The following is a 26,231-nucleotide window of genomic DNA, read 5'->3' as shown; positions in this document are numbered from 1 at the left end:
CTGGAGGAATGTCGTGCAAACCTTTCAAGCCGATCTAGCCATTATAGGCGCAGGCGGAGCGGGACTACGCGCTGCAATCGCAGCCGCTCAGGCCAACCCGAAAGCCAAAATTGCTTTGATATCAAAAGTCTATCCTATGCGCAGCCACACGGTTGCTGCTGAAGGCGGGTCCGCTGCCGTCGCACAGGATCATGATAGCTTCGACTACCATTTTCACGACACCGTCGCCGGCGGCGACTGGCTTTGCGAACAGGATGTCGTTGATTACTTCGTTCACCACTGCCCGACAGAAATGACCCAGCTTGAACAGTGGGGCTGTCCGTGGAGCCGTCGTCCCGACGGCAGCGTGAACGTCCGCCGCTTCGGCGGGATGAAGATAGAGCGTACCTGGTTCGCCGCCGATAAAACCGGCTTCCACATGCTGCACACCCTGTTCCAGACCTCCTTACAGTTCCCGCAAATTCAGCGCTTTGACGAACACTTCGTCCTTGACATTCTGGTCGATGACGGTCAGGCCCGTGGCCTGGTCGCGATGAACATGATGGAAGGCACGCTGGTGCAGATTCGCGCCAACGCGGTGGTCATGGCGACCGGCGGCGCAGGCCGCGTGTACCGTTACAACACCAACGGCGGCATCGTCACCGGTGACGGTATGGGCATGGCATTAAGCCACGGCGTACCGCTGCGCGACATGGAATTCGTTCAGTATCACCCGACCGGCCTGCCGGGCTCCGGTATCCTGATGACCGAAGGCTGCCGCGGTGAAGGCGGTATTCTGGTCAACAAGAATGGCTACCGCTATCTGCAGGACTACGGTATGGGCCCGGAAACACCGCTGGGCGAGCCGAAGAACAAATATATGGAGCTGGGTCCGCGCGACAAAGTTTCCCAGGCCTTCTGGCACGAATGGCGCAAAGGCAACACCATCCCAACGCCGCGCGGCGATGTGGTCTATCTCGACCTGCGTCACCTTGGCGAGAAAAAGCTGCTGGAGCGTCTGCCATTTATCTGCGAGCTGGCGAAAGCCTACGTGGGTGTCGATCCGGTGAAAGAGCCAATTCCGGTACGTCCAACCGCGCACTACACCATGGGCGGCATCGAAACCGATCAGCAGTGCGAAACCCGCATCAAAGGGCTGTTTGCCGTCGGCGAATGTTCCTCCGTGGGTCTGCACGGCGCCAACCGTCTGGGCTCCAACTCGCTGGCGGAGCTGGTGGTGTTTGGCCGCATGGCCGGTGAACAGGCGATGGCCCGCGCGGCCACGGTCGGTGAAGCCAACGGCAGCGCGCTGGACGCGCAGGTCAGCGACATCGAAAACCGCCTGAAAGCGCTAGTGAACCAGGAAGGTAATGAAAACTGGTCGAAAATACGCGACGAAATGGGTCTGTCGATGGAAGAAGGCTGCGGTATCTACCGTACGCCAGAGCTGATGCAGAAAACCATCGATAAACTGGCCGAGCTGCAGGAACGCTTCAAGCGCGTACGCATCACCGACACTTCCAGCGTGTTCAATACCGACCTGCTCTACACCATCGAGCTGGGCCACGGTCTGAACGTTGCCGAATGTATGGCGCATTCCGCCATGGCGCGTAAAGAGTCCCGCGGCGCGCACCAGCGTCTGGACGAAGGCTGCACCGAGCGTGACGACGTTAACTTCCTCAAGCATACCCTCGCCTTCCGCGACGCCGACGGCACCACTCGCCTCGACTACAGCGATGTGAAGATCACGAGCCTGCCACCGGCAAAACGCGTGTACGGCGCAGAAGCTGAAGCGGCCGAGAAGAAGGAGACGGCGAATGGCTGAGATGAAGAATTTAAAAATTGAGATTGTGCGCTATAACCCGGAAGTGGACAGCGCACCGCACAGCGCCTTCTATGAAGTGCCTTACGATGAGCAGACCTCGCTGCTCGATGCGCTGGGTTACATCAAAGATAACCTCGCGCCGGACCTGAGCTATCGCTGGTCCTGCCGTATGGCTATCTGCGGCTCCTGCGGCATGATGGTCAACAAGGTGCCGAAGCTCGCCTGTAAAACCTTCCTGCGTGAATACACCAAAGGAATCAAGGTCGAGGCGCTGGCGAACTTCCCTATCGAGCGCGATCTGGTGGTCGACATGACCCACTTCATCGAGAGTCTGGAAGCGATTAAGCCGTACATCATCGGCAACCCGCGCACGCCGGATCAGGGGCCAAACACCCAGACCCCGGCGCAGATGGCGAAGTACCACCAGTTCTCCGGCTGCATCAACTGCGGTCTGTGCTATGCCGCCTGCCCGCAGTTTGGCCTGAATCCAGAGTTCATTGGCCCAGCGGCGATTACCCTGGCGCATCGCTACAACGAAGACAGCCGCGACCACGGCAAGAAGGAACGTATGGCGCAGCTGAACGGCCAGAATGGCGTCTGGACCTGTACCTTCGTCGGCTATTGCTCCGAAGTGTGCCCGAAACACGTCGATCCGGCCGCCGCTATTCAGCAGGGTAAAGTAGAAAGCTCGAAAGACTTTCTTATCGCAACCCTGAAACCACGCTAAGGAGTGCATGATGACGACTAAACGCAAACCCTATGTACGGCCAATGCCGTCCACCTGGTGGAAAAAGCTGCCGTTTTATCGCTTCTATATGCTGCGTGAAGGCACCGCGGTGCCAACGGTGTGGTTCAGCATCGTGCTGATTTACGGCCTGTTTGCGCTTAAGCACGGCGCCGAAAGCTGGGCCGGCTACGTCGGTTTTCTGCAAAACCCGATCGTGGTTGTGCTGAACTTGATTACCCTGGCCGCCGCGCTGCTGCATACTAAAACCTGGTTTGAGCTGGCGCCTAAAGCCGCCAATATCATCGTGAAAGGCGAAAAAATGGGGCCGGAGCCAATTATCAAGGGGCTCTGGGTGGTGACCGCGGTGGTCAGCGTGGTGATTCTGTTTATCGCCCTGTTCTGGTAAGGAGACTGGCATGATTAACCCTAATCCAAAACGTTCCGATGAGCCGGTATTCTGGGGCCTGTTCGGCGCGGGCGGTATGTGGAGCGCAATTGTCGCACCGGTCATGGTGCTGCTGGTGGGCATTCTGCTGCCGCTGATGGCCTCTGGCGACGCCTTCACCTATGAACGCGTGTACGCGTTCGCGCATAGCCTGATTGGCCGCGCGTTTCTGTTCCTGATGATTGTTCTGCCGCTGTGGTGCGGTTTACACCGTATTCACCACGCAATGCACGACCTGAAAATCCATGTGCCGAACGGTAAGTGGGTATTCTACGGTCTGGCGGCCATTCTGACGGTCGTTACGCTGGTCGGCGTACTGTTTATTTAACCCATTGGCGCTGTGCGGGGCTTGTAGGCCGGATAAGCGCAGCGCCATCAGGCACGCAGAGCACATTGCCGGATGGCGGCTACGCCTTATCCGGCCTACATGGCCCCTCTCTCCGGGGCCTGTTGATTGTTAATGTGCACTCATCTTCAGGCCAATAATTCCCAGCACAATCAACGCGAGGCTCGCAATGCGCATTGGGCTGGCGGATTCGCCTAACAGCAAAATGCCGGTAATCGCCGCACCCACCGCGCCAATCCCCGTCCACACCGCATAGGCAGTCCCCACCGGCAGGCTTTTCATTGCCCACGATAGCAACGCCATGCTGGCAATCATCGCCACAGCGGTGATAACGCTTGGTACCAGGCGGCTAAAACCATGGGTGTATTTGAGGCCAACGGCCCAGACGACTTCGAGAAGGCCGGCAATAAACAGAATTAGCCAAGGCATAACAGGCTCCATAATCATGGGGCCGTCCCCGGATGCGATACGCTTACGGGTCGTCCCGCAAGGTGTTGAAATGAAATGCCGTCAGTATAGGTGACAAAAAACGACGGTACAACAGAGCGCCATACCGTCGGTCCGGATTTATTGCTGCGCTTTCGTCGCTGCCCCTGAAATCGCGCTACCGCCGTCCGAAATATCCTGCCCAATACCGCGTGTGGTATTACAGGCCGTGAGTACAGAGGAAAGTGCCAGAACTGTAAAAAACGCTGCAATCGCTTTTTTCACCATAATGTCATCCTTTGTGTCAGTTATCGTTATCTTGCTTCATAAGCATAGACAACTTCATACAGGATGCGGGATCTCGGCGATTTTTTTCAGACGAAGACGAAGCGGGTGGGAGCAAATCAGAAGGTAGGCTGGCGCAGCATCGCTGCTGCGCCGAACGGATCAACGCACGAATTATTTCACGCGGGATACGTATTCGCCGGAGCGAGTATCCACTTTGATCACTTCGCCAATCTGAACGAACAGCGGAACTTTAACCACAGCGCCAGTGGACAGGGTTGCCGGCTTGCCGCCAGTACCTGCGGTGTCGCCTTTCAGACCTGGATCGGTTTCCACGATTTCCAGCTCAACGAAGTTCGGCGGGGTCACGGCGATCGGCTGGCCGTTCCACAGGGTGACGATGCACTCAGCCTGATCCAGCAGCCATTTCGCGTTGTCACCGATCGCTTTCGCATCAGCAGACAGCTGTTCGAAGGTTTCGTTGTTCATGAAGTGCCAGAACTCACCATCGTTGTACAGGTAAGTCAGGTTCATATCCACTACGTCAGCGCCTTCAGCGGAGTCAGTAGACTTGAAGGTTTTCTCTACGCGAGTGCCGGTCAGCAGGCGGCGCAGCTTAACGCGTGCGAATGCCTGACCTTTACCCGGTTTAACGAATTCACTGGCTTCAACCGCGTACGGTTCGCCGTCCATCATGATTTTAAGACCAGCACGAAAATCGTTGCTATAGTAAGTCGCCATAAGGCCCTCTGAAATTGTTAAATGGTAGCTAAGCCACAAAATGGCGCATATTGTAACCCTAAATACCCCATCCAGAGAAGATTGGTTGATGCAACTTGCCGATGTTCTCACCGATCCGGATGAACTATTCCGTCTGTTGAATATAGACGCCGATGAAAATTTGCTCGCAGGCCGTGACGCTAAGCGCCTTTTCGCCCTGCGCGTTCCGCGCGCATTCGTGGCGCGAATGGAGAAAGGCAACCCGAACGATCCTCTTTTACGTCAGGTACTTACCTCGCAGGAAGAGTTTATCGCTGCACCGGGATTCTCCACCGATCCGCTGGAAGAACAGCACAGCGTTGTGCCCGGTTTACTGCACAAGTACCACAACCGCGCGCTGCTGCTGGTGAAAGGCGGCTGTGCGGTAAATTGTCGCTATTGTTTCCGCCGCCACTTCCCGTATGCCGAAAACCAGGGCAATAAGCGTAACTGGCAGGCGGCGCTCGACTACGTAAGCGCACATCCGGAGCTCGATGAAATCATCTTCTCCGGCGGCGACCCGCTGATGGCCAAAGACCACGAACTGGACTGGCTGCTTAGCCAGTTGGAGTCTATCCCGCACATTAAGCGCCTGCGCATCCACAGCCGTTTGCCGATCGTTATCCCAGCGCGCATTACCGATACGCTGGTCGCTCGCTTCGAGCAATCCTCACTGCAAATTCTGCTGGTGAACCACATCAATCACGCCAATGAGATTGACGCAACGTTTTGCCAGGCGATGTCACGCCTGCGCCGCGCTGGCGTCACGCTGCTCAACCAGAGCGTGCTGCTGCGCGGCGTGAACGATAATGCGCAAACGCTGGCGAACCTTAGCAACGCGCTGTTTGATGCCGGCGTCATGCCGTATTACCTGCACGTGCTGGATAAAGTTCAGGGCGCGGCCCACTTCCTCGTCAGCGACGATGAGGCGCGGGAAATTATGCGGGAACTGTTGACGCTGGTATCCGGCTATATGGTGCCGAAGCTGGCGCGTGAAATCGGCGGGGAACCGAGTAAGACGCCGCTGGATCTTCAGCTGCGTCAACGGTAAGCGACCCAGGGCAGGCAGCGGCCTGCCCTGGGCCAGAATCCGTTCGCTGGATAAACAAGACGCTATCCGGCAAAAGCAATCAGTTCGGGCATTTATAAACCTGGCCGTTCATTTCGCTGTCGGTCGGCACAAAGCTCGAGAGCATACCCTGCGTTGGGCTGCTGACGCCGTAAATGACGTTGCCGCCCATTTCGGCCGCGTGGTTACGCAGTGCATTGGCCGCACCGCGCATGGAGCCGCCTTCGGCGCCCTGCTGGCCGGAAAGCCAGTTGCTCTGCGCGCCGTTAGCCGTCCCCAACAGCTGGCACTCAGCGCCCGGTTTGTCTTCAACAAAGCGAACATTCTGCCCCGATGCGGTCAGCTCGGTCGTAGAGCTACAGCCCGCAAGCAGCAGCGCTGCGCCGACAATCCCTGCTAAATATTTTACCTGCATGTTATTCCCCATAATCAATGAGCTGGACGCATGTCGTCCGTGTGTAAACCTTATACTAAAAAGATGACCAAAAGAAAAACCCCCGAGCATTTCTGCCCGGGGGTTTCTTATTTCTATGGGGTATAGCGCACGATTACATCATGCCGCCCATACCGCCCATGCCGCCCATACCGCCAGCAGCACCTAAATCAGGCGCGTCGCCTTTCGGCAGGTCGGTCACCATGCACTCGGTGGTGATCATCAGGCCCGCAACGGAAGCCGCGTACTGCAGAGCAGAACGGGTCACTTTGGTTGGGTCCAGGATACCGAAGTCGATCATGTTGCCGTATTCTTCGGTCGCCGCGTTGTAACCGTAGTTACCTTCACCGGCTTTCACCGCGTTAGCCACAACAGACGGTTCTTCACCGGCGTTCAGGACGATCTGACGCAGCGGTGCTTCCATTGCGCGCAGCGCAACTTTGATACCGACGTTCTGATCTTCGTTCTGAGCGGTCAGGCCAGACAGTTTCGCTGCAACGCGAACCAGGGCAACACCACCACCGGCAACCACACCTTCTTCTACCGCAGCACGGGTCGCGTGCAGGGCATCGTCAACGCGTGCTTTTTTCTCTTTCATTTCAACTTCGGTAGCAGCACCGACTTTGATAACGGCAACGCCGCCAGCCAGTTTCGCTACGCGTTCCTGCAGTTTTTCGCGGTCGTAGTCAGAAGTGGCTTCTTCAATCTGTTTGCGGATCTGAGCAACACGGCCCTGAATTGCCGCTTCTTCACCCACGCCATCGATGATGGTGGTGGTGTCTTTGTTGATCACAACGCGTTTAGCCTGGCCCAGGTCTTCCAGGGTCGCTTTTTCCAGCTCCATACCGATCTCTTCAGAGATAACGGTACCGCCGGTCAGGGTAGCGATATCCTGCAGCATCGCTTTACGACGGTCGCCGAAGCCAGGAGCTTTAACAGCAGCGACTTTCACGATACCGCGCATGGTGTTGACCACCAGAGTAGCCAGCGCTTCGCCTTCAACGTCTTCAGCGATAATAACCAGCGGTTTGCCTGCTTTCGCAACGGCTTCCAGAACCGGCAGCATTTCGCGGATGTTAGATACTTTTTTGTCAGCCAGCAGGATGAACGGGCTTTCCAGCTCAACAGCACCGGTTTCCGGCTTGTTGATGAAGTACGGGGACAGGTAGCCACGGTCGAACTGCATACCTTCAACCACGTCCAGTTCGTCTTCCAGACCGGTACCGTCTTCAACGGTGATCACGCCTTCTTTACCGACTTTATCCATCGCTTCAGCGATCAGTTTACCTACGGTTTCGTCGGAGTTAGCGGAAATGGTACCAACCTGAGCAATCGCTTTAGAGTCGGAGCACGGTACGGACAGCGCTTTCAGTTCTTCAACGGCAGCAGCGACAGCTTTGTCGATACCACGTTTCAGATCCATCGGGTTCATGCCCGCAGCAACGGCTTTCAGACCTTCAGTGATGATGGACTGAGCCAGTACGGTTGCGGTGGTGGTACCGTCGCCTGCAGCGTCGTTCGCTTTAGAGGCAACTTCTTTCACCATCTGTGCGCCCATGTTTTCGAACTTGTCTTCCAGCTCGATTTCACGCGCTACGGATACGCCGTCTTTCGTGATGGTCGGCGCGCCGAAGGATTTGTCCAGAACAACGTTACGGCCTTTCGGGCCCAGGGTCACTTTAACTGCATCTGCCAGTACGTTAACGCCGCGCAGCATTTTTACACGTGCGTCGTTACCAAATTTTACGTCTTTAGCTGCCATTTCTTCTATTCCTCAAATTCGTTCGCGCGTTTCTTACGCTTCAACAATTGCCAGGATGTCGCTTTCAGACATGATCAACACTTCTTCATTGTCGATCTTCTCAGATTTAACGCCGTAGCCATCGTTGAAAATCACGATGTCACCAACTTTAACGTCCAGCGGCTGCACGGTCCCGTTTTCCAGGATGCGGCCCTTACCGACAGCGATGATTTCGCCACGAGTTGATTTTGCTGCCGCAGAACCGGTCAGGACGATGCCGCCAGCAGATTTAGTTTCAACTTCTTTGCGTTTGACGATCACACGATCATGTAACGGACGAATACTCATTGATAGCTCTCCTTCGAGAAAGTCATTATCAGTTATGGGTGACGCCGGGCCACGTAGGGTTTTCCGGCTAGTGCCAGAGAGATGGGGATGGTTATTTTGGCCTTCAAGGGGGCACCCTAAAAAAAATTTTTCGCACGCCGTTAATCGCGATAAATCGCTGAAATAGCGGCTGAGAACAGCACAATGACGCGGGGCCATGCGCCGTGCTGGTGTGGTAACATTCGCCTCTTTGCAAGGGTATGGAAGCATGTCATGTCAGGTCTGAAACAGGAGCTGGGGCTGGCTCAGGGCGTTGGGTTATTGTCGACATCGCTGCTGGGCACCGGCGTATTTGCCGTTCCGGCGCTGGGTGCGATTGTTGCCGGAGATAACAGTCTGTGGGCCTGGCCAGCGCTGATCGTGCTGGTTTTCCCGGTCGCGATTGTCTTCGCGCTGTTGGGAAGACACTACCCCAGCGCGGGCGGCGTGGCACACTTTGTAGAGCAGGCCTTTGGCCCAAGACTGGCGCGCGTCACCGGTTGGCTCTTTCTCTCCGTCATTCCGGTGGGCCTGCCCGCTGCGTTACATATTGCCTCTGGTTTTACCCAGGCGCTGTTCGGCTGGCACGGCTGGCAGCTGCTCATGGCCGAGATGGCGACCCTCGCCGTCATCTGGTGGCTGGGCCTGCGCGGCGCCAGCTCGAGCGCTAACTTACAAACCCTGGTCGCGGTGCTGATCGTCGCCCTGCTGGCCGCCGTTTGGGTGTATGGCGATATCGCCGTGAAGGAAATTCCCTTCCCGGCGCTGGCAGATATCGAAATGTCGCCACTTTTCGCGGCGCTTTCCGTCATGTTCTGGTGTTTTGTCGGCCTGGAGGCGTTCGCCCACATGGCGTCTGAGTTTCGCCACCCGGAACGCGATTTTCCCCGCGCGCTGATGATTGGGCTGCTATTGGCGGGCATGGTTTACTGGGCCTGTACGGTGCTGGTGCTGCATTTTCACGCCTACGGCGCCGCCAACACCGCCGCCGCGTCGCTGCCAACCATCGTGGTGCAGTTGTTCGGTGTGAAGGCGCTGTGGGTTGCCAGCGTGGTCGGCTTCCTCGCCTGTTTTGCCAGCACCAACATCTACATTCAAAGCTTTGCCCGGCTGGTGTGGTCGCAGGCGCAGCATAAACCCGATAGCTTCCTGGCGCGGCTTTCGCCGGGGCTGGTGCCGCGCAACGCGCTCAGCGTGGTCATCGGCAGCTGCATGGTCAGCACGCTGGCCAGCTACTGGCTGAACATCAATCTGGATGCGCTCATCATCTATGCCAACGGCATTTTTATCATGATTTATCTGCTGTGCATGCTGGCGGGTTGCCGGCTGCTGGCAGGCCGCTACCGGGCGCTCTCGATGATTGGCGTGGCGCTGTGCCTGCTGCTGTTGGCGATGGTGGGATGGAAAAGTCTGTACGCGGTAGTCATGCTGGCCGCACTGTGGATGCTGCTGCCAAAAAGGCGTGGGTAGGCGCATTCATTGCCCGATGACGCTACGCTTATCGGGCCTACGTGGGTATACATCCCTTGTCGGCCGGATAACTCGCTTGCGACGCCATCCGGCGGTTTGTCAGTAATCTGAAGCCGGAGGCTTAACGCGCTCCGGCTTTTTATTATCGCCATAACTTACGGGCGATTATCGTCTTTATGATCCAGTTGGTCAGGGCGTTCGTCCTTACGCTGATACTCACCGTCGAAGGTCTGGCCGCTGGTTGTCCCGCCGCCAAAACCGCCCCCCGGCATGCGCCCAAAGTGCAGGTGCGGCATCAGCTTCACGGTCAGATGCTTCTGCACCGGCGGCAGCAACAGCACCAGACCCAGGAAATCGGTAAAGAACCCCGGCAACAGCAGCAGCAGGCCGGCGAGGATCAGCGATACGCTTTTAATCATCTCAGCCGCCGGGCTTTCACCCGCCTGCATTTTTTCCTGCATTAGCATCAGGTTTTTGAAGCCCTGGTTACGCACCAGCGACATGCCGATCACGGAAGTAAAAATAACCAGAATCAACGTCATCAGGACGCCAAACACATGGGCGACCTGGATAAAAATGGATATCTCAATGTAAACATAGAGAAATATGGCAATTAACGGTATCCAGCGCACTGGCATCTCCTGTGAGGTAAATAACGCGTATCACGCGCCTGCAGCGATTCATGTTTCTCTGCACTACAGTGAAGTGGTGATTAATCGCCGTTTTTCAATCAGCGGTTATTGAGATTTTTGTCAACAATCGTCAAGCGGTGATTCATTTCACAAATTAATAATTCTTATCCATTGCTTCTGATAATAAGTGATCCAGATTACTGCAATCCGCTATTATCAGCATATGATCATGGACACCGGGCCGATTAAGGAAATAATCTGCGGTCAGAAAAACGCATGACCATAAAAATCCTGCGTATTTGGGTGAAATCATTGGCAGCTCGCAAAAAGAAGGTTCACATGCTAAACAACATTCGTATCGAAGAAGATCTGTTGGGTACCAGGGAAGTTCCTGCTGACGCTTACTACGGCGTTCATACTCTGAGAGCGATTGAAAACTTTTACATTAGTAACAGTAAAATCAGCGACATCCCAGAGTTCGTACGTGGGATGGTGATGGTGAAGAAAGCAGCGGCCCTGGCGAACAAAGAATTACAAACCATTCCTAAAGGCGTAGCCAACGCCATCATTGCAGCCTGCGATGAAGTTCTGAATAACGGCAAGTGCATGGATCAGTTCCCGGTAGACGTCTACCAGGGCGGCGCGGGTACCTCCGTAAACATGAACACCAACGAAGTGCTGGCAAACATCGGTCTGGAGCTGATGGGCCACCAGAAAGGTGAATACCAGTACCTGAACCCGAACGACCACGTTAATAAATGCCAGTCCACCAACGATGCTTACCCAACCGGTTTCCGCATCGCGGTTTACACCTCTATCGTTAAGCTGGTTGATGCTATCCACCAGCTGGGCGAAGGCTTCCAGCGTAAAGCGGCTGAATTCCAGGACGTGCTGAAAATGGGTCGCACCCAGCTGCAGGACGCAGTGCCAATGACCCTGGGCCAGGAATTCCATGCCTTTAACGTACTGCTCAATGAAGAAACCAAAAACCTGCTGCGTACTGCGGAGCTGTTGCTGGAAGTGAACCTCGGCGCAACCGCAATCGGTACTCGCCTGAACACCCCGGATGGCTATCAGCAGCTGGCGGTGCAGAAACTGGCGGAAGTCAGCAATCTGGCCGTCGTCCCGGCGGAAGACCTGATTGAAGCCACCTCTGACTGTGGCGCGTACGTAATGGTTCATAGCTCGCTGAAACGCCTGGCGGTGAAAATGTCGAAGATCTGTAACGACCTTCGCCTGCTCTCCTCCGGCCCGCGCGCTGGCCTGAATGAAATCAACCTGCCGGAACTGCAGGCAGGGTCCTCCATCATGCCGGCAAAAGTTAACCCGGTCGTACCGGAAGTGGTTAACCAGGTGTGCTTCAAGGTCATCGGCAACGATACCACCGTCACCATGGCCTCCGAAGCCGGTCAGCTGCAGCTGAACGTGATGGAACCGGTCATTGGTCAGGCGCTGTTTGAGTCTATCCATATCCTGACCAACGCCTGCTACAACCTGCTGGAAAAATGCATCGACGGGATCACCGCGAACAAAGAAGTCTGCGAAAACTACGTCTATAACTCGATTGGTATCGTCACCTACCTCAACCCGTTCATCGGCCACCACAACGGCGATATCGTCGGTAAAATTTGTGCCGAAACCGGTAAGAGCGTGCGTGAAGTGGTGCTGGAACGTGGCCTGTTGACCGAGGCAGAACTGGACGATATTTTCTCGCCGCAGAACCTGATGCACCCGGCCTATAAAGCAAAACGTTATACCGATGAAAGCGAACAGTAATCTTTCTGACTAATAAACTGAGGCATGTCATGATGACATGCCTTTTTTGTTTCTATAATTCACGAAAACACAACAATTACATATCAACTTGTTAAACAAGGAAGGCTAATATGTTTGGAGCAGAACTGGTCATTGTGCTTCTTGCCATCTATTTAGGGGCAAGACTTGGGGGGATAGGCATCGGCTTTGCCGGCGGCTTCGGCGTGCTGGTGCTGACGCTTATTTTTCAAATTAAACCGGGCGCGATACCCTTTGACGTTATCGAGATCATCATGGCGGTTATCGCCGCAATTGCCGCGATGCAAATTGCCGGTGGTATGGACTATCTCGTCAGCCTCGCCGAGCGCCTTCTGCGTCGGCACCCAAAATACATTACGTTCCTCGCGCCGCTGGTCACCTGGTTTATGACTATCCTTGCCGGTACCGGGCATACCGCATTCTCTACGCTGCCGGTGATCACCGAAGTAGCAAAAGAACAGGGCATCCGTCCTTCCCGCCCGCTGTCTATCGCCGTGGTCGCCTCGCAGATTGCGATTACCGCCTCGCCGATTTCCGCTGCGGTTGTGTTCTTCGCCGGCATCCTTGAGCCAATGGGCGTGAGCTACCTGACCCTGCTGGCCATCTGTATTCCGGTCACCCTGATTGCCGTAATGCTCACCGCGATCGTCTGTAACTTCCTGGGCTGCGAACTGAAAGACGACCCGGTGTACCAGGAACGTCTGGCAAAAGGCGAAGTGCGCCTGCGTGGCAGCAAGGTGTTTGAGCTGAAGCCGCACGCTAAACGTTCGGTGCTGCTGTTCCTGATCGGTATTGTGGCGGTGATGTTCTACGCAACGGCCATCAGCGATACCGTCGGTCTGATTCAGAACCCGGTGCTGCCGCGTAACGAAGCCATTGTGGTGTTTATGCTGACTATCGCCACGCTGATTTGCGTCACCTGTAAAGTGGACACCGGTGAAATCCTCAACGCCAGCACGTTTAAATCCGGCATGAGCGCCTGCGTGTGCGTGCTGGGCGTCGCGTGGCTTGGCGATACCTTCGTGAAGGCGCACATCGCTGATATTCAGGGTATTGCGGGCGACCTGCTGCAAAACTACCCGTGGCTGCTGGCGGTGGTGCTGTTCTTTGCGGCCACTCTGCTGTATTCCCAGGCGGCGACCACCAAGGCCCTGATGCCTGCGGCGCTGATGCTGGGCGTTACGCCGCTGACCGCGATTGCGTCCTTTGCGGCAGTGTCTGCGCTGTTCGTTCTGCCAACCTATCCAACGCTGCTGGCAGCGGTAGAAATGGACGACACCGGCTCGACCCGTATCGGTAAATACGTCTTCAACCACGCGTTCCTGATCCCGGGCGTGATTGCCATCGCCCTGTGCGTGATTTTTGGGTTTATCTTCGGTGGGTTAATCCTCTAACCGCCTGTAAATATCCTTAAAGTCGGGCCGCTCTGCGGCCCGATTCACTCAACCCGCTCCAACCGCCGTGCTATAGTGCCTCTTTTCATCGATAACGAGGTTTACAATGAGCACTCCCGACGCTGTAGTGGTTCTCTGTACTGCTCCGGATGAAGCGACCGCCCAGGATCTGGCGGCCAAAGTGCTGGCGGAAAAATTAGCCGCCTGCGTGACCCTGCTACCCGGCGCGACATCGCTATACTATTGGGAGGGGAAGCTCGAACAAGAGTATGAAGTTCAAATGCTGCTCAAAACCGACCTTACCCACCAGCAGGCGTTGCTGGACTGCCTCAAGGCGCACCACCCGTACCAAACGCCAGAACTGTTAGTATTACCCGTTACTCACGCAGATGTTGATTATCTCTCATGGCTCAACGCATCCTTACGCTGATTCTGCTGCTGTGCAGCACCTCAGCCTTCGCCGCCGGGCTGTTTGACGGCCCCGGCAAGACAAATTTCGTTCCCGCTGATCGGGCGTTTGCCTTCGATTTTCAGCAGAAACAGCATGACGTGAATCTCCGCTGGCAGGTAAAAGAGGGCTACTACCTCTACCGCCAGCAGATCAAGATTAACCCGGCCAACGCCAGCATCGCCCCGCTCGCGTTGCCCAAAGGTCAGCCGCATCACGACGAGTTCTATGGCAACAGCGAAATCTACCGCCAAAGCCTGACCATACCCGTCACGCTGACCGAGGCCAGCCACGGCGCCACCTTGACGGTCACCTACCAGGGCTGCGCCGACGCGGGCTTCTGCTACCCACCGGAAACCCGAACCGTACCGCTGAACGCGGTCTCTGCCCTCCCATCCTCCGGGGAGGCCGCCGGGGTAAGGGGCGATGCTAGCGCCGCCCTCCCCTTCAGTGCGCTTTGGGCCTTACTTATCGGTATTGGTATCGCCTTCACTCCGTGCGTACTGCCGATGTACCCGCTGATCTCCGGCATCGTCCTCGGCGGCAAACAGCGTCTTGCCACCGGCCGCGCGCTGCTGCTGGCATTCATCTACGTGCAGGGCATGGCGCTCACCTATACCGCGCTGGGCCTGGTCGTTGCCGCTGCCGGGATGCAGTTCCAGGCCGCGCTGCAGCATCCTTACGTACTGATCGGCCTGTCGGCGGTCTTTATTCTGCTGGCGCTGTCGATGTTTGGTGCCTTTTCGCTCCAGCTACCGTCATCGCTGCAAACCCGTCTGACCCTGATGAGCAACCGCCAGCAGGGCGGCTCTGTGGGCGGCGTGTTTGCGATGGGCGCGATTGCAGGGCTGATTTGTTCGCCGTGTACCACCGCACCGCTGAGCGCTATTCTGCTGTATATCGCCCAAAGCGGTAACCTGTGGCTCGGCGGCGGCACGCTGTACCTCTACGCGCTGGGCATGGGCCTGCCGCTGATCCTGGTAACGGTGTTCGGCAACCGCCTGCTGCCAAAAAGCGGGCCGTGGATGGCGCACGTCAAAACTGCCTTTGGCTTTGTGATCCTTGCGCTGCCGGTGTTCCTGCTGGAGCGTATTATTGGCGATATCTGGGGGCTGCGGCTGTGGTCGATGCTCGGCGTGGCCTTCTTCAGCTGGGCGTTTATTAGCAGCCTCGGCTTGAAAAAACCCTGGCAGCGCATCGGGCAAATTATCCTGCTGGCCGCCGCGCTGATTAGCGTGCGCCCGCTTCAGGATTGGGCCTTTGGCACCACCGTGGCGCAGAACCCATCGCACCTCGCCTTTACCCGCATCAGCAGCGTCGAAACGCTGGAAAGCGCGCTGGCTAACGCCCGCGGTAAACCGGTGATGCTCGACCTGTACGCCGACTGGTGCGTGGCCTGCAAAGAGTTTGAGAAGTACACCTTTAGCGACCCGCAGGTACAGCAGGCGCTGCAAAACACCGTCCTGCTGCAAGCAGATGTTACCGCCAACAGCGCCCGGGACGTGGCGCTGCTGAAACATTTGCAGGTACTCGGTCTGCCGACAATCCTTTTCTTTGATGAAAACGGCAACGAGCTGCCCGCTTTACGGGTGACCGGCTTTATGGACGCCACCGCGTTCCGCGCACATTTGCGCGATCGCCAACCGTAGACAACACTTTTAGACGAATAGCCGTCGGGAACGGAGGAGAATACCGTGCAACGCGAAGACGTATTGGGAGAAGCTCTGCAGCTCCTTGAACAAAAAGGGATGGCCAGCACAACGCTGGAGATGGTTGCTGAGCGCGTGGACCGCCCGCTGGAAGAGCTGCGCCGCTACTGGCCTGACAGCGAAGCGTTGCAGTATGACGCCCTGCGCTATCTGAGTCAGCAGGTGGAAACCTGGCGTCGCCAGCTGATGCTAAACGATGCGCTGACGGCAGAAGAGAAGCTGCTCGCCCGCTACAGCGCGCTAACCGACTGCGTCACCAAAAACCGCTATCCCGGCTGTCTGTTTATCGCCGCCTGTACCTTCTACCCGGACGCCGAGCACCCGATTCATCAGCTCGCTAACCAGCAGAAGCAGGCCGCATTCCAGTTCAGCCATACGCTGCTGACCCAGTTGGAAGTCGACGACCCATCGATGGTGGCGAAACAGATGGAGCTGGTACTGGAGGGCTGCCTGAGCCGCATGTTAGTCAACCGTAGCCAGGTCGATGTTGATACCGCCCACCGGCTGGCGGAAGATATTTTGCGCTTCGCGCAGTGCCGCCAGGGCGGCGCGCTCACCTGAGCCCACCGGGCATGGCTACGCGTTTCCACGACAGAAACCGCAAAATTGCCGTAATAGTAAGCAGTTGAACCATTTTCGCCGAAATTTGGTTGACGGCCGTGACTGATTGCGGTTTAATGCGCCCCGTTGCCCGGATAGCTCAGTCGGTAGAGCAGGGGATTGAAAATCCCCGTGTCCTTGGTTCGATTCCGAGTCCGGGCACCACTATTTAAAGAACCCAGCCTATGGCTGGGTTTTTGCTTTTGGGTATTCTCCATTTATGCCACGCCAGCCTTATGCCAAATGAGGCGATACACTGCTTATCACCGATACCCTACATTATTAAATGAAATCACTCCCCTCCTCAGCACGCTAAACCCCGGATGAGCATGTTGGTAAGATTGCGGATGGAAGCGCGCGATGGCGAACCGCTGAGTCTTGAAGGTTTGGCGCGCAAAAAGATCGAATCCGACCTCCCTGAGGACCTCTTCAGGAACCTGATACGATTGATCGACTAACCCCCAAAACGTCCAGCCAGATTCAACGCAAATTCCAAGTATCTTGCTGTTCGCGTAGCTGACGCTGACTGCGCCCAGCGTTAAACCAACCAGATTGCCGAGCAAAGCCCCCAATACCGGTACCGGAACAATCATCTGTCCCAGTAATGCCCCTCCGCTTCCCATAATAAGCGCTACAGCATCTCTTGAGGACTGAAAGGCCAGTTCTTTGCCGGTGATCTGCCCCTGAGCATATCGCCAGGAGTTTTCAATGGAATTCAGCGCGATGGCGGTCGCCATGCCAACCGCAGTGGGGGAGATACCTTTAAAAGACTGTCCCATTAGCCCCGTTTTGCATGAGGCCGTAATGAGCGCCGCAAGACCGCCTCGTAATCCCGCGCCAGAGGAGCTGGAAAGCACCTGACCTGCGCCTTCACGAATGAGCCTGGCATCCCATTGACCGGACTGAATGTACTGAACCACGAGACGATATACGTGAGGGGCGGCAGTCAACGCCGCAGAAAAAGCGGCCGCATTTAGCGCCGCATTCCCGGACTCTCTAAGAATATCTGACCACGCAATGAAACTCTCGGTATTCAGCCCGTACGCATCGGGATCAATTTCGCCCTCGCGTTTAAAGTCTGATGCCATTTCTCTGGCTTCATTTTCACTTTGAGGCTTAGACGAAATGCCATCCACTTCAATACGATCCCTCGCCGTATCAGCCGTGTTTTGATATGCATCCGCCAGTTCAGGGGAAATCGCCTGGTTTCGCGCCGCTTGTTTTTGCGACTCTGCAATAACACCGTCAAGCTGATCGCTCGGTACAATTTTTTGGCTGCCGGAATAGGCAGGCTCACCCAGTTCCCTGGCCGTGTCTTTCGCTGTTTTGTAGTATTTTAATTCTGCGTAAGAGGCGGTTTCGGAATCGCCGTAATGAATATCCTGGCCTGTCTTATTGTTCCCTGGTACGTTAGCCCATATGTCATCATGACCTTTCGCCGTGGCGGAAATCTTTAGTGTTTCCGAATGCCAGAGCTCAGCAATGTGACCTTTAACGTAGTTTGCATCCACATTGGCACGACGCTCAGCCTCCGTTTTAAGTGCTTCAACAGCCTTATCTATCGCAGACTGAACATCATTGACGAATTCTGCCGATTCCTGGGCACCCGCTACCCCAGAAAAATCACGGCTCGCGCTGTAATAGGCATCGGCAAAATCAGTCATTATGAACAGCCCTCATTGCCAACCCAGGCATCCAGTTCAGTAAAAACAAAATGGTAAATGGCGAGCTTTGTTTGCTCGTAACGCAATTCTTTTACTTCACTCTTGCCCTTAAAAAAATTGACGACTTTATACCCAATAATGCCTAAGGCGCCGCCGAGGGGAATGAACGGGACGGAAAGAAGCAATGCGGCATTAACCGAAGCGCCAATCTTTCCTGAAGGCTTTAGCCCATAACCTAAATCATGTCGATAGGCTTCAAAATCTTGTTTCTGTGCCAGATTACCCATTCCGAATACGACGGCTTTACTCCCATCATGCCCAAAACAGACACCGTTGATATTCACAATATTGGAAATCTGTGGCAGGTACATCTTTGAGAATTTATTTTCTTCCGCATCACCAATGAATATCACATAGCTACGTCCGGAAAGGGTTGGCATATTTTGTTTGTAAATTTCAATGGTCCAGGCTGCGCTATCAAACCCCTCTACCTTCGATATTTCATGCTGCAGTGCAATCGCCAGCTCTTCGTAATCTTCTGGATAAACCACAATCACTTGCTTGCTCGGGAACATATTAAAACTCCGATATTTTCATTCTGCGTAGATCCGCTCTTATTTTTATCTTACCGAAATATCCCACAAGCGACGCCGCTCACGGCCATGATTTGTTGATCATCATCATGCGGCTGCTAAGCCACCTCATCCAGCCCTGACTCAATGATTCGCTTGCGCAGCGTGGCGATGGTGTTAGACAGCGCTTTCTCCTGCTGGCGGAAATAGGCCTGCGGATCGGCAAGCGTGGATACCAGCAGCCAGGATTTCTCCTTCTCAAGCGCGAGCATTTCGGCCTGCAGGCTGGCAATTTGCTGCTGGGTGGCGCTGATTTTGCGCAGCAGCAGCGTCAGATCGTTGAGCCTCTCGCTCGCCATCATCGGTTCGTGCTGGCGCATCAGCTGGGCAAGTAGATTACGGATAGCCGTGAGGTCACCGCGTTGCCTGGCCTGATTGAGCTGGGCCATCATCTCGTTCGCTTCTGCCTTTAACGCATCGTCCACCAAATCGGGGTGGCAAAGTTTACTTGCCTGACGCCACAGCCGTTTGAGTTCCTGACGATCCTCCTGCGCCATATTTTCCTGACGCTCGCGGCGTTTCTCTGCTTTTTGCTGCTGATCGCGCCAGGTTTCATACTGTTCGCGCGCTTCATCACGCGCACGGCGTTCACTGGCATCGTCGTGCAGGTTCATTTCGGCCTGCCTGCGCAGTGAGGCTTCGGCCAGGAGCTTGCGCAGCCTCAACACCTCGGCCATCAGATGTCCCAGATGCTGCATATAGAGATCGTTAAACTCATCAAGCCTGCTCAGGCGCGCGTTTCTGGCATCAATCAGCGCCTGCAGCTGCGTTTCCAGCGCTTTTAGCTCCAGCTTGCTGGCCGCAATGCGCGGATCTTGCCAGTGGGTCATCGTCCGCTGACTTTGCAACCAGCTGACGATAGCGTTCATCGCCTCGCCGTAGCGCCGGGTCTCCAGCGCCTGGATAATGGCGTCAATGGCGGGATCGTCAATGTCGTATTTCAGGTGTGAAATCTGACTGGCAATGATCTCATCATCTTCCAGTTCAATGGCATTCTTGATGATTTCCAGCCGCTTGATGGGTTTACTCATGGGGCGTGTGCTCGGCGTCCTGACCGTCGGAATGGATGGCAGAGTAGCACTCGTTCCGGTGCGCCGTCAGCCGCTATGTCATATTATAAGTGACGTTATTTCAGTCGCTTAGATTTTCGATATGATGTATATACTTAAGTCAGACTGACGGCGATTAATCTCGTTATTTTGCCAGCGCCTGGCGCAAATCGGCGCGCAAATCTTCCACGCCTTCAATGCCCACCGAGAGGCGAATCAGCTGCGGCGTAATGCCGTTGGCCAGCCGCTGTGCCAGCGGAATAGAAGCATGGGTCATACTGAACGGCTGGCTTACCAGACTTTCCACACCACCAAGGCTTTCGGCGAGGGTAAAGAGCCGCAGCTTTTTGATCACCGCCGCTGCCCGTTCGGCATCCCCTTTGACCACGATGGAGATCATCCCACCCGGCTGCGCCATCTGACGGCGAGCAAGCGAATAGTCGGGATGAGATTCCAGCCACGGAAACCAGACCTTTTCCACCTGTGGCTGCTGCTCAAGCCACTGGGCAAGCGCCAGCGCGTTGCTGCTGTGACGTTCCATACGCAGCGACAGCGTACGGATCCCGCGCAGGGTCAGGAAGCTGCTGAACGGATCGAGCACGCCGCCAACGGCGTTTTGCAAATAGCCGAGCTGCTCGGCCAGCGCCGGATTATCGCCCACCACCGCAAGACCGGCGACCACATCGGAGTGGCCGTTCAGGTACTTGGTGGCGGAGTGCACCACAATATCAAAGCCGAATGCCAGCGGGCGCTGGATAACCGGCGAGGCGAAGGTGTTATCCGCCACGCTGATCAGATTGTGGCGGCGGGCGATCCTGGCGATCGCCTCCAGATCGGCAAGCTTCAGCAATGGATTGGTCGGCGTTTCGACCCAAATCATGCGGGTTTCCGGGCGAATAGCGGCTTCAAGTTCCGACAGCGCGCCAGGCTTGACCCAGCTCACCTGCAGCCCGGCGCTACGGCGACGCACGTTTTCAATCAACCGGTACGTCCCACCATAGACATCGTCTACGGCGACAATATGGCTGTCTTTATCCAGCAGTTCCAGCACCGTAGAGATAGCCGCCAGCCCGGAAGCGAAAGCATAGCCGCGGCTGCCGCCTTCCAGTTCGGCAATCGCGGTCTCTAACGCGCTGCGCGTGGGGTTACCGCTACGCGAATACTCATAGCCGTTGTGCTGTCCCGGCGCAGGTTGGGCATAGGTCGAGGTCGCGTAAATCGGTGGCATCACCGCGCCGTGGCTATCGGTGAAGGTGCCGCTGTGTACGCTCAGCGTATCGAAGGTTTTCATCATTTATTCCTTACTGCGCAAGACGATTGCGCCAGCTTGTGAGAAGATCGCTGCGGGTAATGAGGCCAAGAAAACGCTCGTTATCCACGACCACCGCGACCTGGCCGCGATCAAAAATCGGTTTTAGCGCGCTTTCGGGGGCCGTGATATCGAGGGTTTCCACCTCATGAGTCATCGCCTCACGAACCGGCAGGCCAAAGCGCTGGCTGTCGCCCTGCACGTGGCTCAGCAGATCCCACTCATCAACGATGCCCACGACCCGCCCCGCTTCCAGTACCGGTAGCTGCGAGATGTCGTAAAGGCGCATCCGCGCCAGCACGGTGGCCAGAGTGTCATCCGGCGCGGCGGTGACGGTAGCGCCGTCATCATGACGCAGCGCGATAAAATCGCTCAGATCGCCGCGATTTTCGCGGGTGAGCAGACCCTGCTGGCGCATCCAGTCATCGTTGAACATTTTCGACAGGTACTTGTTGCCGCTATCACAGGCAAAAGTCACCACCCGCTTAGGCGTAGTCTGTGCACGACAGTAGCGCAGCGCTGCCGCCAGCAAGGTGCCGCTTGAAGAGCCCGCCAGAATGCCTTCCACCAACAGAAGCTCGCGTGCGGTCGTGAAGGCCTCCCGATCGCTGATACGTAATGCCTGATGCACGCTGTCAATGTGCGCCAGCGGGGGAATGAAGTCTTCACCAATGCCTTCAACCAGCCACGATCCAGCTTCCTGATAGCGACCGCTCTCAACCCGATCGGCGAGGATCGATCCGACCGGATCGGCAAGGATAAACTCGGTTTGCGGTGAGTGTTCGGCAAACCATGCCTGCAGTCCGCCAAGCGTCCCCCCCGAGCCCACGCCGACCACGATGGCATCAATCTGTCCGTCGAGCTGCTGATACAGCTCCGGCGCGGTGGTCGCCGAGTGCGCCAACGGATTGGCGGCGTTATTGAACTGATCAATGTAAAACGCGCCGGGGAGCGCTTTCGCCAGCCGCTGGGCGTAGTCCTGATAGTAGGCCGGGTGGCCTTTGCCAACGTCCGAACGGGTCAGCACCACCTGAGCGCCAAGGGCACGGAGGTGGAAAATCTTCTCCCGGCTCATTTTGTCCGGCACAACAAGGATAAGCTTGTACCCGCGCTGGGCGGCGATCAAAGCCAGCCCAAGCCCGGTGTTGCCCGCGGTGGCTTCGACAATGGTACCGCCCGGCAGCAGCAGCCCCTGCTTTTGCGCCTCGTCGATCATCGACAGCGCCACCCGATCTTTGATGGAGCCGCCGGGGTTCTGATTTTCCAGCTTCAGAAACAGGTCACACGGGCCGGTATCCAACTTATGCAGCTGCAGTACCGGCGTCTGGCCGATCAGCTCGGTGACGGAATGGTAAACGGTCATACACTTTCATCCTGATATAGAGGGAATAGCCAGAGTGTAGGACTGCAAAAAATGGATGATAAAGAACCTTTATCTGCCCGTTAGCGCGAATTGGAATATGACCTGCTATTTAGCCATGTGGATGGAAAGACGTTTAGTCGTGCAGAGGGGTTGATGGCTATCAAAGCGCTAATTTGCTGTATTTTCAGCCACAAAAGGCGCTATACGCCTCGCCTTTTGCCATCCTACGGCTTTGTATTGTTGAACTTCATCTAAGTCAGCATCGCGCTTATGGCTGCCTGTGGTTGGCAAAGATCGCCTTCGCCGTTTGTTTTCAGCGCCCTCAATGGCGGAACGGGCAAAAAAAATCGGCGCAACGCGCCGATTTTTCGCCTTAACACACTCAGAACTCGTAGCGCAGCCCAAGCTGAGCCGCTTTGTGCGTGTAGTTATTCTCGCCCACCAGCCCGGAAATCTGACCATAAATGTGGGTGTTCTGACGCACTTCCGCCTGCAGACCCAGTTTGGCTTCAAAGCGGTTTTTCGGGATATCGCTTGAATAGGTCGTATTGTTGAAGCTCATGCTGTTGTTCGCGTCTGACCATAACCAGTTCACCGTCAGGAACGGCTGGAACTGCGCCTTCTCGTTGCCGTCCGTCGGCTGAAGGTAGGTACGAATGCCCAGCCGCGTCGCCACGCCGCTGGCGTCATCGTTGTTCACCAGCAGGCCGTTGCGGTCATTAATGGTCGATGCGCTGTAGTGCGTGTAGCTGATCTGCCCCTGCGGTTCCACCATCCAGCGCCATTTCTCAAACGGCTTCACCGTACTCGCATAGCCCGTTTCCAGCGACGTGGTCCAGGCGCGGCTGCGGTAATCTTTCGTATTTTCCGCGCTGTTATTAAACCAGCTGTACATGCTCCACAGATCGCTGTACCAGCCTTCCGCCTGCTCTGCGTTGTCGTACCAGGTGAGATACGCCCCGGCGCCGTAGCCTTCAACTTTACTGCGCGCCGAAGACCCCGTGCTTTTACTACGGCTGACGCTGTCCGCGCGGCCCCATGCGCCCATCAGACCAAAGTGATAACGATCGCCATGCTCAGTGTCCCACTGGGTCAGATCGCCGCCCAGGTGAACCACCCGGTTATTACTGTCGACGCTCAGCGACCGTCCGGCCGCATCCGATTTGGTATTGCTCGCCACCGCACGGATCCACATCCCCGGCTCAGCGCGCTCGTCGCCTTTAAAGCGTTCCAGGTACTGCGGCTCCCCCAGACGGTCATGCAGCGAGTGCATAAACAACCCCGTCGCCATCGCCTGGTTGGCAAGGTAGCTGCCGATATCCGGGTTGAGCTGCTGCTGGCTGGTACGCAGATAGAAACTCTGGTTGTTCGGATCCAGCAGTGAGCCCTGCTCCAGCGTGTATTCATAGGCCCCCGCTTTCAGCGGCCCGCCCGCCAGCGTAAAGGCGTTCTGCTCAGACGCCCCGAGCACGTCTACCACCAGGATCCCGTCTTCGCTGGTCACGGCCCCTTTACCGCCCACCTGGTTCACCCGAATCCGCGTCGCCGCGCTGCCGGTCTGCGCATTGTCGACCACCAGTACGTCACTTTGCGAGGCGCTGCCGCCTTCGTTGAGCACCGTATCGACCAGCAGGAAGCCGCCGTCAGAGATGAAGCTGCCGCCCCCGGATGTCACCGCCCCCCCGGCGTGGGCCGACTGGCCGCTCAGCTCGCTGTTCGCCGTGATCGCCAGCAGGTCACCCGCCAGCTGATTCACCGCCAGGTTCAGCGTGCCCGCATTGTGGAAGGTGTCCACGTTCAGCAGCTGCGCCTGATTAATCCCCGCCGTGGCGATGGATTTTGTGCCCTGCGCGCTGTACATCCCGGTGGTATCGACCGCACCGGCATTCTGCACGGCAGCCAGCTGAATCAGCGCTCCCGCCGCGTTATTGACCTGATTATCCCCCTCACCGAACTGCAGCAGGGCAACCTGTTTGGTATCCCGTTCGCCATCGCCGTTGGTATCGGAAAAACTGCGCAGGTTCAGGGTGTGGTAGTTGTTCAGCGTGGTATTGCTGTTGACGGCGTTCAGATAGCCGGTGATATCGCCGTAGTTGTTCAGCGTCACCTGACGCCCGTTGGTGTCGTCAATGGCGATAGCCAAATCACTCAGCGCGCCAATGCTGCCAGCGTTTTCCAGCGTATACTGCGCGCCAGAGCCGAGTGCATACGTGGAGGTGGTATCGGCAAACTTCACGCCGTAACCCTGTTTTGCCCCGCCGGAAACCGTGGCCCCGGAGGCAATGGCAATCACCCCTTCGCCGCTGCCCGTCATCGCCACCCCGCCTAACCCGGCGGCCGCATCCACATGCGTACCGGATGCAAGCTGAACGGACTGACCGTTCGACCCGCTGACGGCAATGGCCGTGCTGTTTTCACCGCTGACCTTCAGCGTGCCGGTCTCATAGTAGACGCCCGCCGTGCCATAGTAACTGATGGCATTAATGCCATATACCGGCGTGCTGCCGGTGAGCGACGCCGCAAGAATATCGCCCTGGTTGACCACCAGCGTTTCGCCGTGGTTACTTTCCGCCAGTATCGCACTACCGTCAGCGGTCGCGATCAGCCCCTGGTTGATCACGGTGGCATTATTGCCGCCAAACATAGAAATTGCATCGGAGTTGCTGCCCGCGATGGTCAGCTTACCCTGGTTCCATACCGTCGCATCACCCAGCATTTCTGAGTTACGGGCAAAGATACCCTTGGAATTTGCCGCTCCCGCACCCAGCGACAGCGTTCCCGAGTTGACGATCAGCATTTCCGCAGTGCCAGACACGTTGAGACGCTCGGCAATCATCGCCTTAATCCCAAAGGAATCGCTGCCATCAACGGTCAGCAGTCCGTTATTGCGGATATCCATCGTCCCGGAATCCATATTACTTTCAGCATGAATGCCATGTGAGGTAACGCCCTTAACAACGATCTCGCCGTCATTCACCGCCGTCATGGTGATATTTTCAGCGGCTATCTGGTCTGCATAGGTTTGCATGAGGATAGCGCTGGACTCAGTATTACCGTAATCGCCCGTGTAGCCTTGCTCGAGCGTAATCTTCCCGGCATTGTAGATGCTGATATCGCCCGTTCCCGCGCTAAAAACTCTTATCCCCGAGGAACTATTGCCTGCCATATTGATGACGCCGTCGGCCAGGTTAGCGATAGAAATGACGCCCTTGCTATCTTCTGCCGCATGCGCAGAAATCCCGTTGCCCGCATCTCCCAGGCTGTTGATCGTGCCTGCATGTACGATGTTGCTGCCATCGCGGGAATAGGTTTTAATCCCGGTCGCACCGAGACCCTGCGTCGTGATTAACGTGTTTTTCTCAGCGGTGACCGCCGTGGTGCCCAGGTTCGCATAAGCCAATACCGCCGGGTTATAGTCTGCGGCGACACCCGGTGCCTCCAGCGTCAAGGTAATATCAGACCCTTCACTCAGAACAACCTCTGAATGCCCCTCTTCACCTTTATGTTCGGTATAAATCGCCGCCCCCTGAAGCCAACCGCCGGGGCTTTGACTCACCGTGAGATCGATATTCGAATTGCTTGTGGTGACGATGGTCGATCCTTCGGTGTCGCTGCGCAGGTAGAGACCGCCCCAGAGCCATTCATTATCTATTCGGCCTTTAATGACGGAATCTAATACTGTAAGACTCAGATCGCCATAATTGGGATTGCTTTCCGTGCTATTACCTACCCCCAGACTAATAATGCTAGGGATATTCATCCCCTT

24 protein-coding genes and 1 tRNA gene are annotated in these 26,231 nt (G+C 56.3%); 12 read left to right on the top strand and 13 right to left on the bottom strand.

Going from position 1 to position 26,231, the window contains the following annotated elements:
• Nucleotides 1-13 precede the first annotated feature (13 nt).
• Genes frdA through frdD form a run of 4 tightly spaced genes read left to right on the top strand, consistent with a single transcriptional unit; the run spans nucleotide 14 to nucleotide 3,304 of the window.
• Nucleotides 14-1,804 (top strand): fumarate reductase (quinol) flavoprotein subunit, encoded by a 1,791-nt coding sequence (gene frdA / locus V6942_RS21760; RefSeq protein WP_106927427.1) that lies wholly within the window; start codon nucleotides 14-16, stop codon nucleotides 1,802-1,804.
• The gene (frdB, locus tag V6942_RS21755; protein WP_106927425.1) at nucleotides 1,797-2,531 is read left to right on the top strand and encodes a fumarate reductase iron-sulfur protein; all 735 of its coding nucleotides are present in this window, start codon (nucleotides 1,797-1,799) and stop codon (nucleotides 2,529-2,531) included. Before frdA ends, frdB begins: the two co-directional genes overlap by 8 nt.
• A gap of 10 nt (nucleotides 2,532-2,541) precedes the next feature.
• The gene (frdC, locus tag V6942_RS21750) at nucleotides 2,542-2,937 is read left to right on the top strand and encodes a fumarate reductase subunit FrdC (RefSeq protein ID WP_106927423.1); all 396 of its coding nucleotides are present in this window, start codon (nucleotides 2,542-2,544) and stop codon (nucleotides 2,935-2,937) included.
• A 10-nt stretch (nucleotides 2,938-2,947) separates the two neighbouring features.
• Nucleotides 2,948-3,304, top strand: coding sequence for a fumarate reductase subunit FrdD (gene frdD, locus V6942_RS21745; RefSeq protein WP_106927421.1), 357 nt, complete (start codon nucleotides 2,948-2,950; stop codon nucleotides 3,302-3,304).
• A 129-nt stretch (nucleotides 3,305-3,433) separates the two neighbouring features.
• On the opposite strand, the gene sugE is transcribed toward frdD, so the two are convergent.
• The 3 genes from sugE to efp form a co-directional block, all read right to left on the bottom strand.
• Entirely contained in the window at nucleotides 3,434-3,751 is a 318-nt protein-coding gene (gene sugE, locus V6942_RS21740; RefSeq protein ID WP_106927419.1) for a quaternary ammonium compound efflux SMR transporter SugE, read from the bottom strand.
• Between the two features lie 138 nt (nucleotides 3,752-3,889).
• Nucleotides 3,890-4,036 (bottom strand): lipoprotein toxin entericidin B, encoded by a 147-nt coding sequence (gene ecnB / locus V6942_RS21735; RefSeq protein WP_106927417.1) that lies wholly within the window; start codon nucleotides 4,034-4,036, stop codon nucleotides 3,890-3,892.
• 171 nt (nucleotides 4,037-4,207) lie between these two features.
• The gene (efp, locus tag V6942_RS21730; RefSeq protein WP_003855940.1) at nucleotides 4,208-4,774 is read right to left on the bottom strand and encodes an elongation factor P; all 567 of its coding nucleotides are present in this window, start codon (nucleotides 4,772-4,774) and stop codon (nucleotides 4,208-4,210) included.
• 40 nt (nucleotides 4,775-4,814) lie between these two features.
• Here efp and epmB point away from each other — a divergent pair, with 40 nt between their 5' ends.
• On the top strand, nucleotides 4,815-5,843 hold the full coding sequence (epmB, locus tag V6942_RS21725) for an EF-P beta-lysylation protein EpmB (RefSeq protein ID WP_106927415.1): 1,029 nt from the start codon (nucleotides 4,815-4,817) through the stop codon (nucleotides 5,841-5,843).
• A 79-nt stretch (nucleotides 5,844-5,922) separates the two neighbouring features.
• Here epmB and V6942_RS21720 read toward each other — a convergent pair whose 3' ends face one another.
• From V6942_RS21720 to V6942_RS21710, 3 genes are all read right to left on the bottom strand, one after another.
• On the bottom strand, nucleotides 5,923-6,276 hold the full coding sequence (locus V6942_RS21720) for a DUF4156 domain-containing protein (RefSeq protein WP_106927413.1): 354 nt from the start codon (nucleotides 6,274-6,276) through the stop codon (nucleotides 5,923-5,925).
• 133 nt (nucleotides 6,277-6,409) lie between these two features.
• On the bottom strand, nucleotides 6,410-8,056 hold the full coding sequence (groL, locus tag V6942_RS21715) for a chaperonin GroEL (RefSeq protein WP_106927411.1): 1,647 nt from the start codon (nucleotides 8,054-8,056) through the stop codon (nucleotides 6,410-6,412).
• 33 nt (nucleotides 8,057-8,089) lie between these two features.
• Complete coding sequence (locus V6942_RS21710; RefSeq protein WP_003855929.1) at nucleotides 8,090-8,383, bottom strand: co-chaperone GroES; 294 nt, start codon at nucleotides 8,381-8,383, stop codon at nucleotides 8,090-8,092.
• 252 nt (nucleotides 8,384-8,635) lie between these two features.
• Here V6942_RS21710 and yjeH point away from each other — a divergent pair, with 252 nt between their 5' ends.
• The gene (gene yjeH, locus V6942_RS21705; RefSeq protein WP_182966423.1) at nucleotides 8,636-9,871 is read left to right on the top strand and encodes an L-methionine/branched-chain amino acid transporter; all 1,236 of its coding nucleotides are present in this window, start codon (nucleotides 8,636-8,638) and stop codon (nucleotides 9,869-9,871) included.
• Nucleotides 9,872-10,026: 155 nt separating this feature from the next.
• On the opposite strand, the gene V6942_RS21700 is transcribed toward yjeH, so the two are convergent.
• Nucleotides 10,027-10,503 (bottom strand): FxsA family protein, encoded by a 477-nt coding sequence (locus V6942_RS21700; protein WP_106927407.1) that lies wholly within the window; start codon nucleotides 10,501-10,503, stop codon nucleotides 10,027-10,029.
• A 339-nt stretch (nucleotides 10,504-10,842) separates the two neighbouring features.
• Between V6942_RS21700 and aspA the strand changes: the two genes are divergently transcribed.
• The 6 genes from aspA to V6942_RS21670 all read left to right on the top strand — a co-directional run bounded on the left by aspA (nucleotide 10,843) and on the right by V6942_RS21670 (nucleotide 16,613).
• Nucleotides 10,843-12,279 carry an aspartate ammonia-lyase gene (aspA, locus tag V6942_RS21695; RefSeq protein ID WP_333501797.1) on the top strand — a complete coding sequence of 479 codons (1,437 nt, stop codon included), beginning with the start codon at nucleotides 10,843-10,845 and terminating at the stop codon, nucleotides 12,277-12,279.
• 110 nt (nucleotides 12,280-12,389) lie between these two features.
• Complete coding sequence (locus V6942_RS21690) at nucleotides 12,390-13,691, top strand: anaerobic C4-dicarboxylate transporter (protein WP_106927401.1); 1,302 nt, start codon at nucleotides 12,390-12,392, stop codon at nucleotides 13,689-13,691.
• A gap of 106 nt (nucleotides 13,692-13,797) precedes the next feature.
• Entirely contained in the window at nucleotides 13,798-14,121 is a 324-nt protein-coding gene (gene cutA, locus V6942_RS21685; protein ID WP_182928424.1) for a divalent cation tolerance protein CutA, read from the top strand.
• Nucleotides 14,097-15,788 carry a protein-disulfide reductase DsbD gene (locus V6942_RS21680; protein WP_106927397.1) on the top strand — a complete coding sequence of 564 codons (1,692 nt, stop codon included), beginning with the start codon at nucleotides 14,097-14,099 and terminating at the stop codon, nucleotides 15,786-15,788. Before cutA ends, V6942_RS21680 begins: the two co-directional genes overlap by 25 nt.
• A gap of 45 nt (nucleotides 15,789-15,833) precedes the next feature.
• Nucleotides 15,834-16,409: a transcriptional regulator gene (locus tag V6942_RS21675; protein ID WP_106927395.1), complete on the top strand. Its 576-nt coding sequence runs from the start codon at nucleotides 15,834-15,836 to the stop codon at nucleotides 16,407-16,409.
• 128 nt (nucleotides 16,410-16,537) lie between these two features.
• Nucleotides 16,538-16,613 (top strand) — tRNA-Phe (locus V6942_RS21670).
• 98 nt (nucleotides 16,614-16,711) lie between these two features.
• Here the strand turns inward: V6942_RS21670 and V6942_RS21665 are convergent.
• The 6 genes from V6942_RS21665 to V6942_RS21640 form a co-directional block, all read right to left on the bottom strand.
• Nucleotides 16,712-18,112, bottom strand: a complete 1,401-nt coding sequence (locus V6942_RS21665) for a hypothetical protein (protein ID WP_333501796.1) — start codon at nucleotides 18,110-18,112, stop codon at nucleotides 16,712-16,714.
• Complete coding sequence (locus tag V6942_RS21660; protein WP_106927391.1) at nucleotides 18,112-18,687, bottom strand: hypothetical protein; 576 nt, start codon at nucleotides 18,685-18,687, stop codon at nucleotides 18,112-18,114. Before V6942_RS21660 ends, V6942_RS21665 begins: the two co-directional genes overlap by 1 nt.
• A gap of 116 nt (nucleotides 18,688-18,803) precedes the next feature.
• On the bottom strand, nucleotides 18,804-19,775 hold the full coding sequence (locus V6942_RS21655; protein WP_182966436.1) for a J domain-containing protein: 972 nt from the start codon (nucleotides 19,773-19,775) through the stop codon (nucleotides 18,804-18,806).
• A 163-nt stretch (nucleotides 19,776-19,938) separates the two neighbouring features.
• The gene (locus tag V6942_RS21650; protein WP_333501795.1) at nucleotides 19,939-21,084 is read right to left on the bottom strand and encodes a PLP-dependent aspartate aminotransferase family protein; all 1,146 of its coding nucleotides are present in this window, start codon (nucleotides 21,082-21,084) and stop codon (nucleotides 19,939-19,941) included.
• A gap of 10 nt (nucleotides 21,085-21,094) precedes the next feature.
• On the bottom strand, nucleotides 21,095-22,465 hold the full coding sequence (locus V6942_RS21645) for a pyridoxal-phosphate dependent enzyme (protein ID WP_106927385.1): 1,371 nt from the start codon (nucleotides 22,463-22,465) through the stop codon (nucleotides 21,095-21,097).
• Between the two features lie 382 nt (nucleotides 22,466-22,847).
• The gene (locus tag V6942_RS21640; protein ID WP_333501794.1) at nucleotides 22,848-26,225 is read right to left on the bottom strand and encodes an autotransporter outer membrane beta-barrel domain-containing protein; all 3,378 of its coding nucleotides are present in this window, start codon (nucleotides 26,223-26,225) and stop codon (nucleotides 22,848-22,850) included.
• Between the last annotated feature and the right edge of the window lie 6 nt (nucleotides 26,226-26,231).

The sequence above is a fragment of the Kluyvera genomosp. 2 genome (assembly GCF_036759865.1).
In the GTDB taxonomy this organism is placed as follows: Bacteria; Pseudomonadota; Gammaproteobacteria; order Enterobacterales; family Enterobacteriaceae; genus Kluyvera; species Kluyvera ascorbata_B.
This window is presented reverse-complemented; position numbering and strand designations above follow the sequence as displayed.

Bases quoted from the DNA above. Each gene is read 5' to 3' on its own strand.
- ecnB (WP_106927417.1), bottom strand. From the start codon at position 4,036: ATGGTGAAAAAAGCGATTGCAGCGTTTTTTACAGTTCTGGCACTTTCC.
- frdC (WP_106927423.1), top strand. From the start codon at position 2,542: ATGACGACTAAACGCAAACCCTATGTACGGCCAATGCCGTCCACCTGG.
- V6942_RS21690 (WP_106927401.1), top strand. From the start codon at position 12,390: ATGTTTGGAGCAGAACTGGTCATTGTGCTTCTTGCCATCTATTTAGGG.
- efp (WP_003855940.1), bottom strand. From the start codon at position 4,774: ATGGCGACTTACTATAGCAACGATTTTCGTGCTGGTCTTAAAATCATG.
- V6942_RS21665 (WP_333501796.1), bottom strand. From the start codon at position 18,112: ATGACTGATTTTGCCGATGCCTATTACAGCGCGAGCCGTGATTTTTCT.
- aspA (WP_333501797.1), top strand. From the start codon at position 10,843: ATGCTAAACAACATTCGTATCGAAGAAGATCTGTTGGGTACCAGGGAA.
- yjeH (WP_182966423.1), top strand. From the start codon at position 8,636: ATGTCAGGTCTGAAACAGGAGCTGGGGCTGGCTCAGGGCGTTGGGTTA.
- V6942_RS21650 (WP_333501795.1), bottom strand. From the start codon at position 21,084: ATGAAAACCTTCGATACGCTGAGCGTACACAGCGGCACCTTCACCGAT.
- sugE (WP_106927419.1), bottom strand. From the start codon at position 3,751: ATGCCTTGGCTAATTCTGTTTATTGCCGGCCTTCTCGAAGTCGTCTGG.
- V6942_RS21660 (WP_106927391.1), bottom strand. From the start codon at position 18,687: ATGTTCCCGAGCAAGCAAGTGATTGTGGTTTATCCAGAAGATTACGAA.
- frdB (WP_106927425.1), top strand. From the start codon at position 1,797: ATGGCTGAGATGAAGAATTTAAAAATTGAGATTGTGCGCTATAACCCG.
- groL (WP_106927411.1), bottom strand. From the start codon at position 8,056: ATGGCAGCTAAAGACGTAAAATTTGGTAACGACGCACGTGTAAAAATG.
- V6942_RS21655 (WP_182966436.1), bottom strand. From the start codon at position 19,775: ATGAGTAAACCCATCAAGCGGCTGGAAATCATCAAGAATGCCATTGAA.
- V6942_RS21720 (WP_106927413.1), bottom strand. From the start codon at position 6,276: ATGCAGGTAAAATATTTAGCAGGGATTGTCGGCGCAGCGCTGCTGCTT.
- V6942_RS21680 (WP_106927397.1), top strand. From the start codon at position 14,097: ATGGCTCAACGCATCCTTACGCTGATTCTGCTGCTGTGCAGCACCTCA.
- cutA (WP_182928424.1), top strand. From the start codon at position 13,798: ATGAGCACTCCCGACGCTGTAGTGGTTCTCTGTACTGCTCCGGATGAA.
- V6942_RS21645 (WP_106927385.1), bottom strand. From the start codon at position 22,465: ATGACCGTTTACCATTCCGTCACCGAGCTGATCGGCCAGACGCCGGTA.
- frdD (WP_106927421.1), top strand. From the start codon at position 2,948: ATGATTAACCCTAATCCAAAACGTTCCGATGAGCCGGTATTCTGGGGC.
- epmB (WP_106927415.1), top strand. From the start codon at position 4,815: ATGGCGCATATTGTAACCCTAAATACCCCATCCAGAGAAGATTGGTTG.
- V6942_RS21710 (WP_003855929.1), bottom strand. From the start codon at position 8,383: ATGAGTATTCGTCCGTTACATGATCGTGTGATCGTCAAACGCAAAGAA.
- V6942_RS21640 (WP_333501794.1), bottom strand. From the start codon at position 26,225: ATGAATATCCCTAGCATTATTAGTCTGGGGGTAGGTAATAGCACGGAA.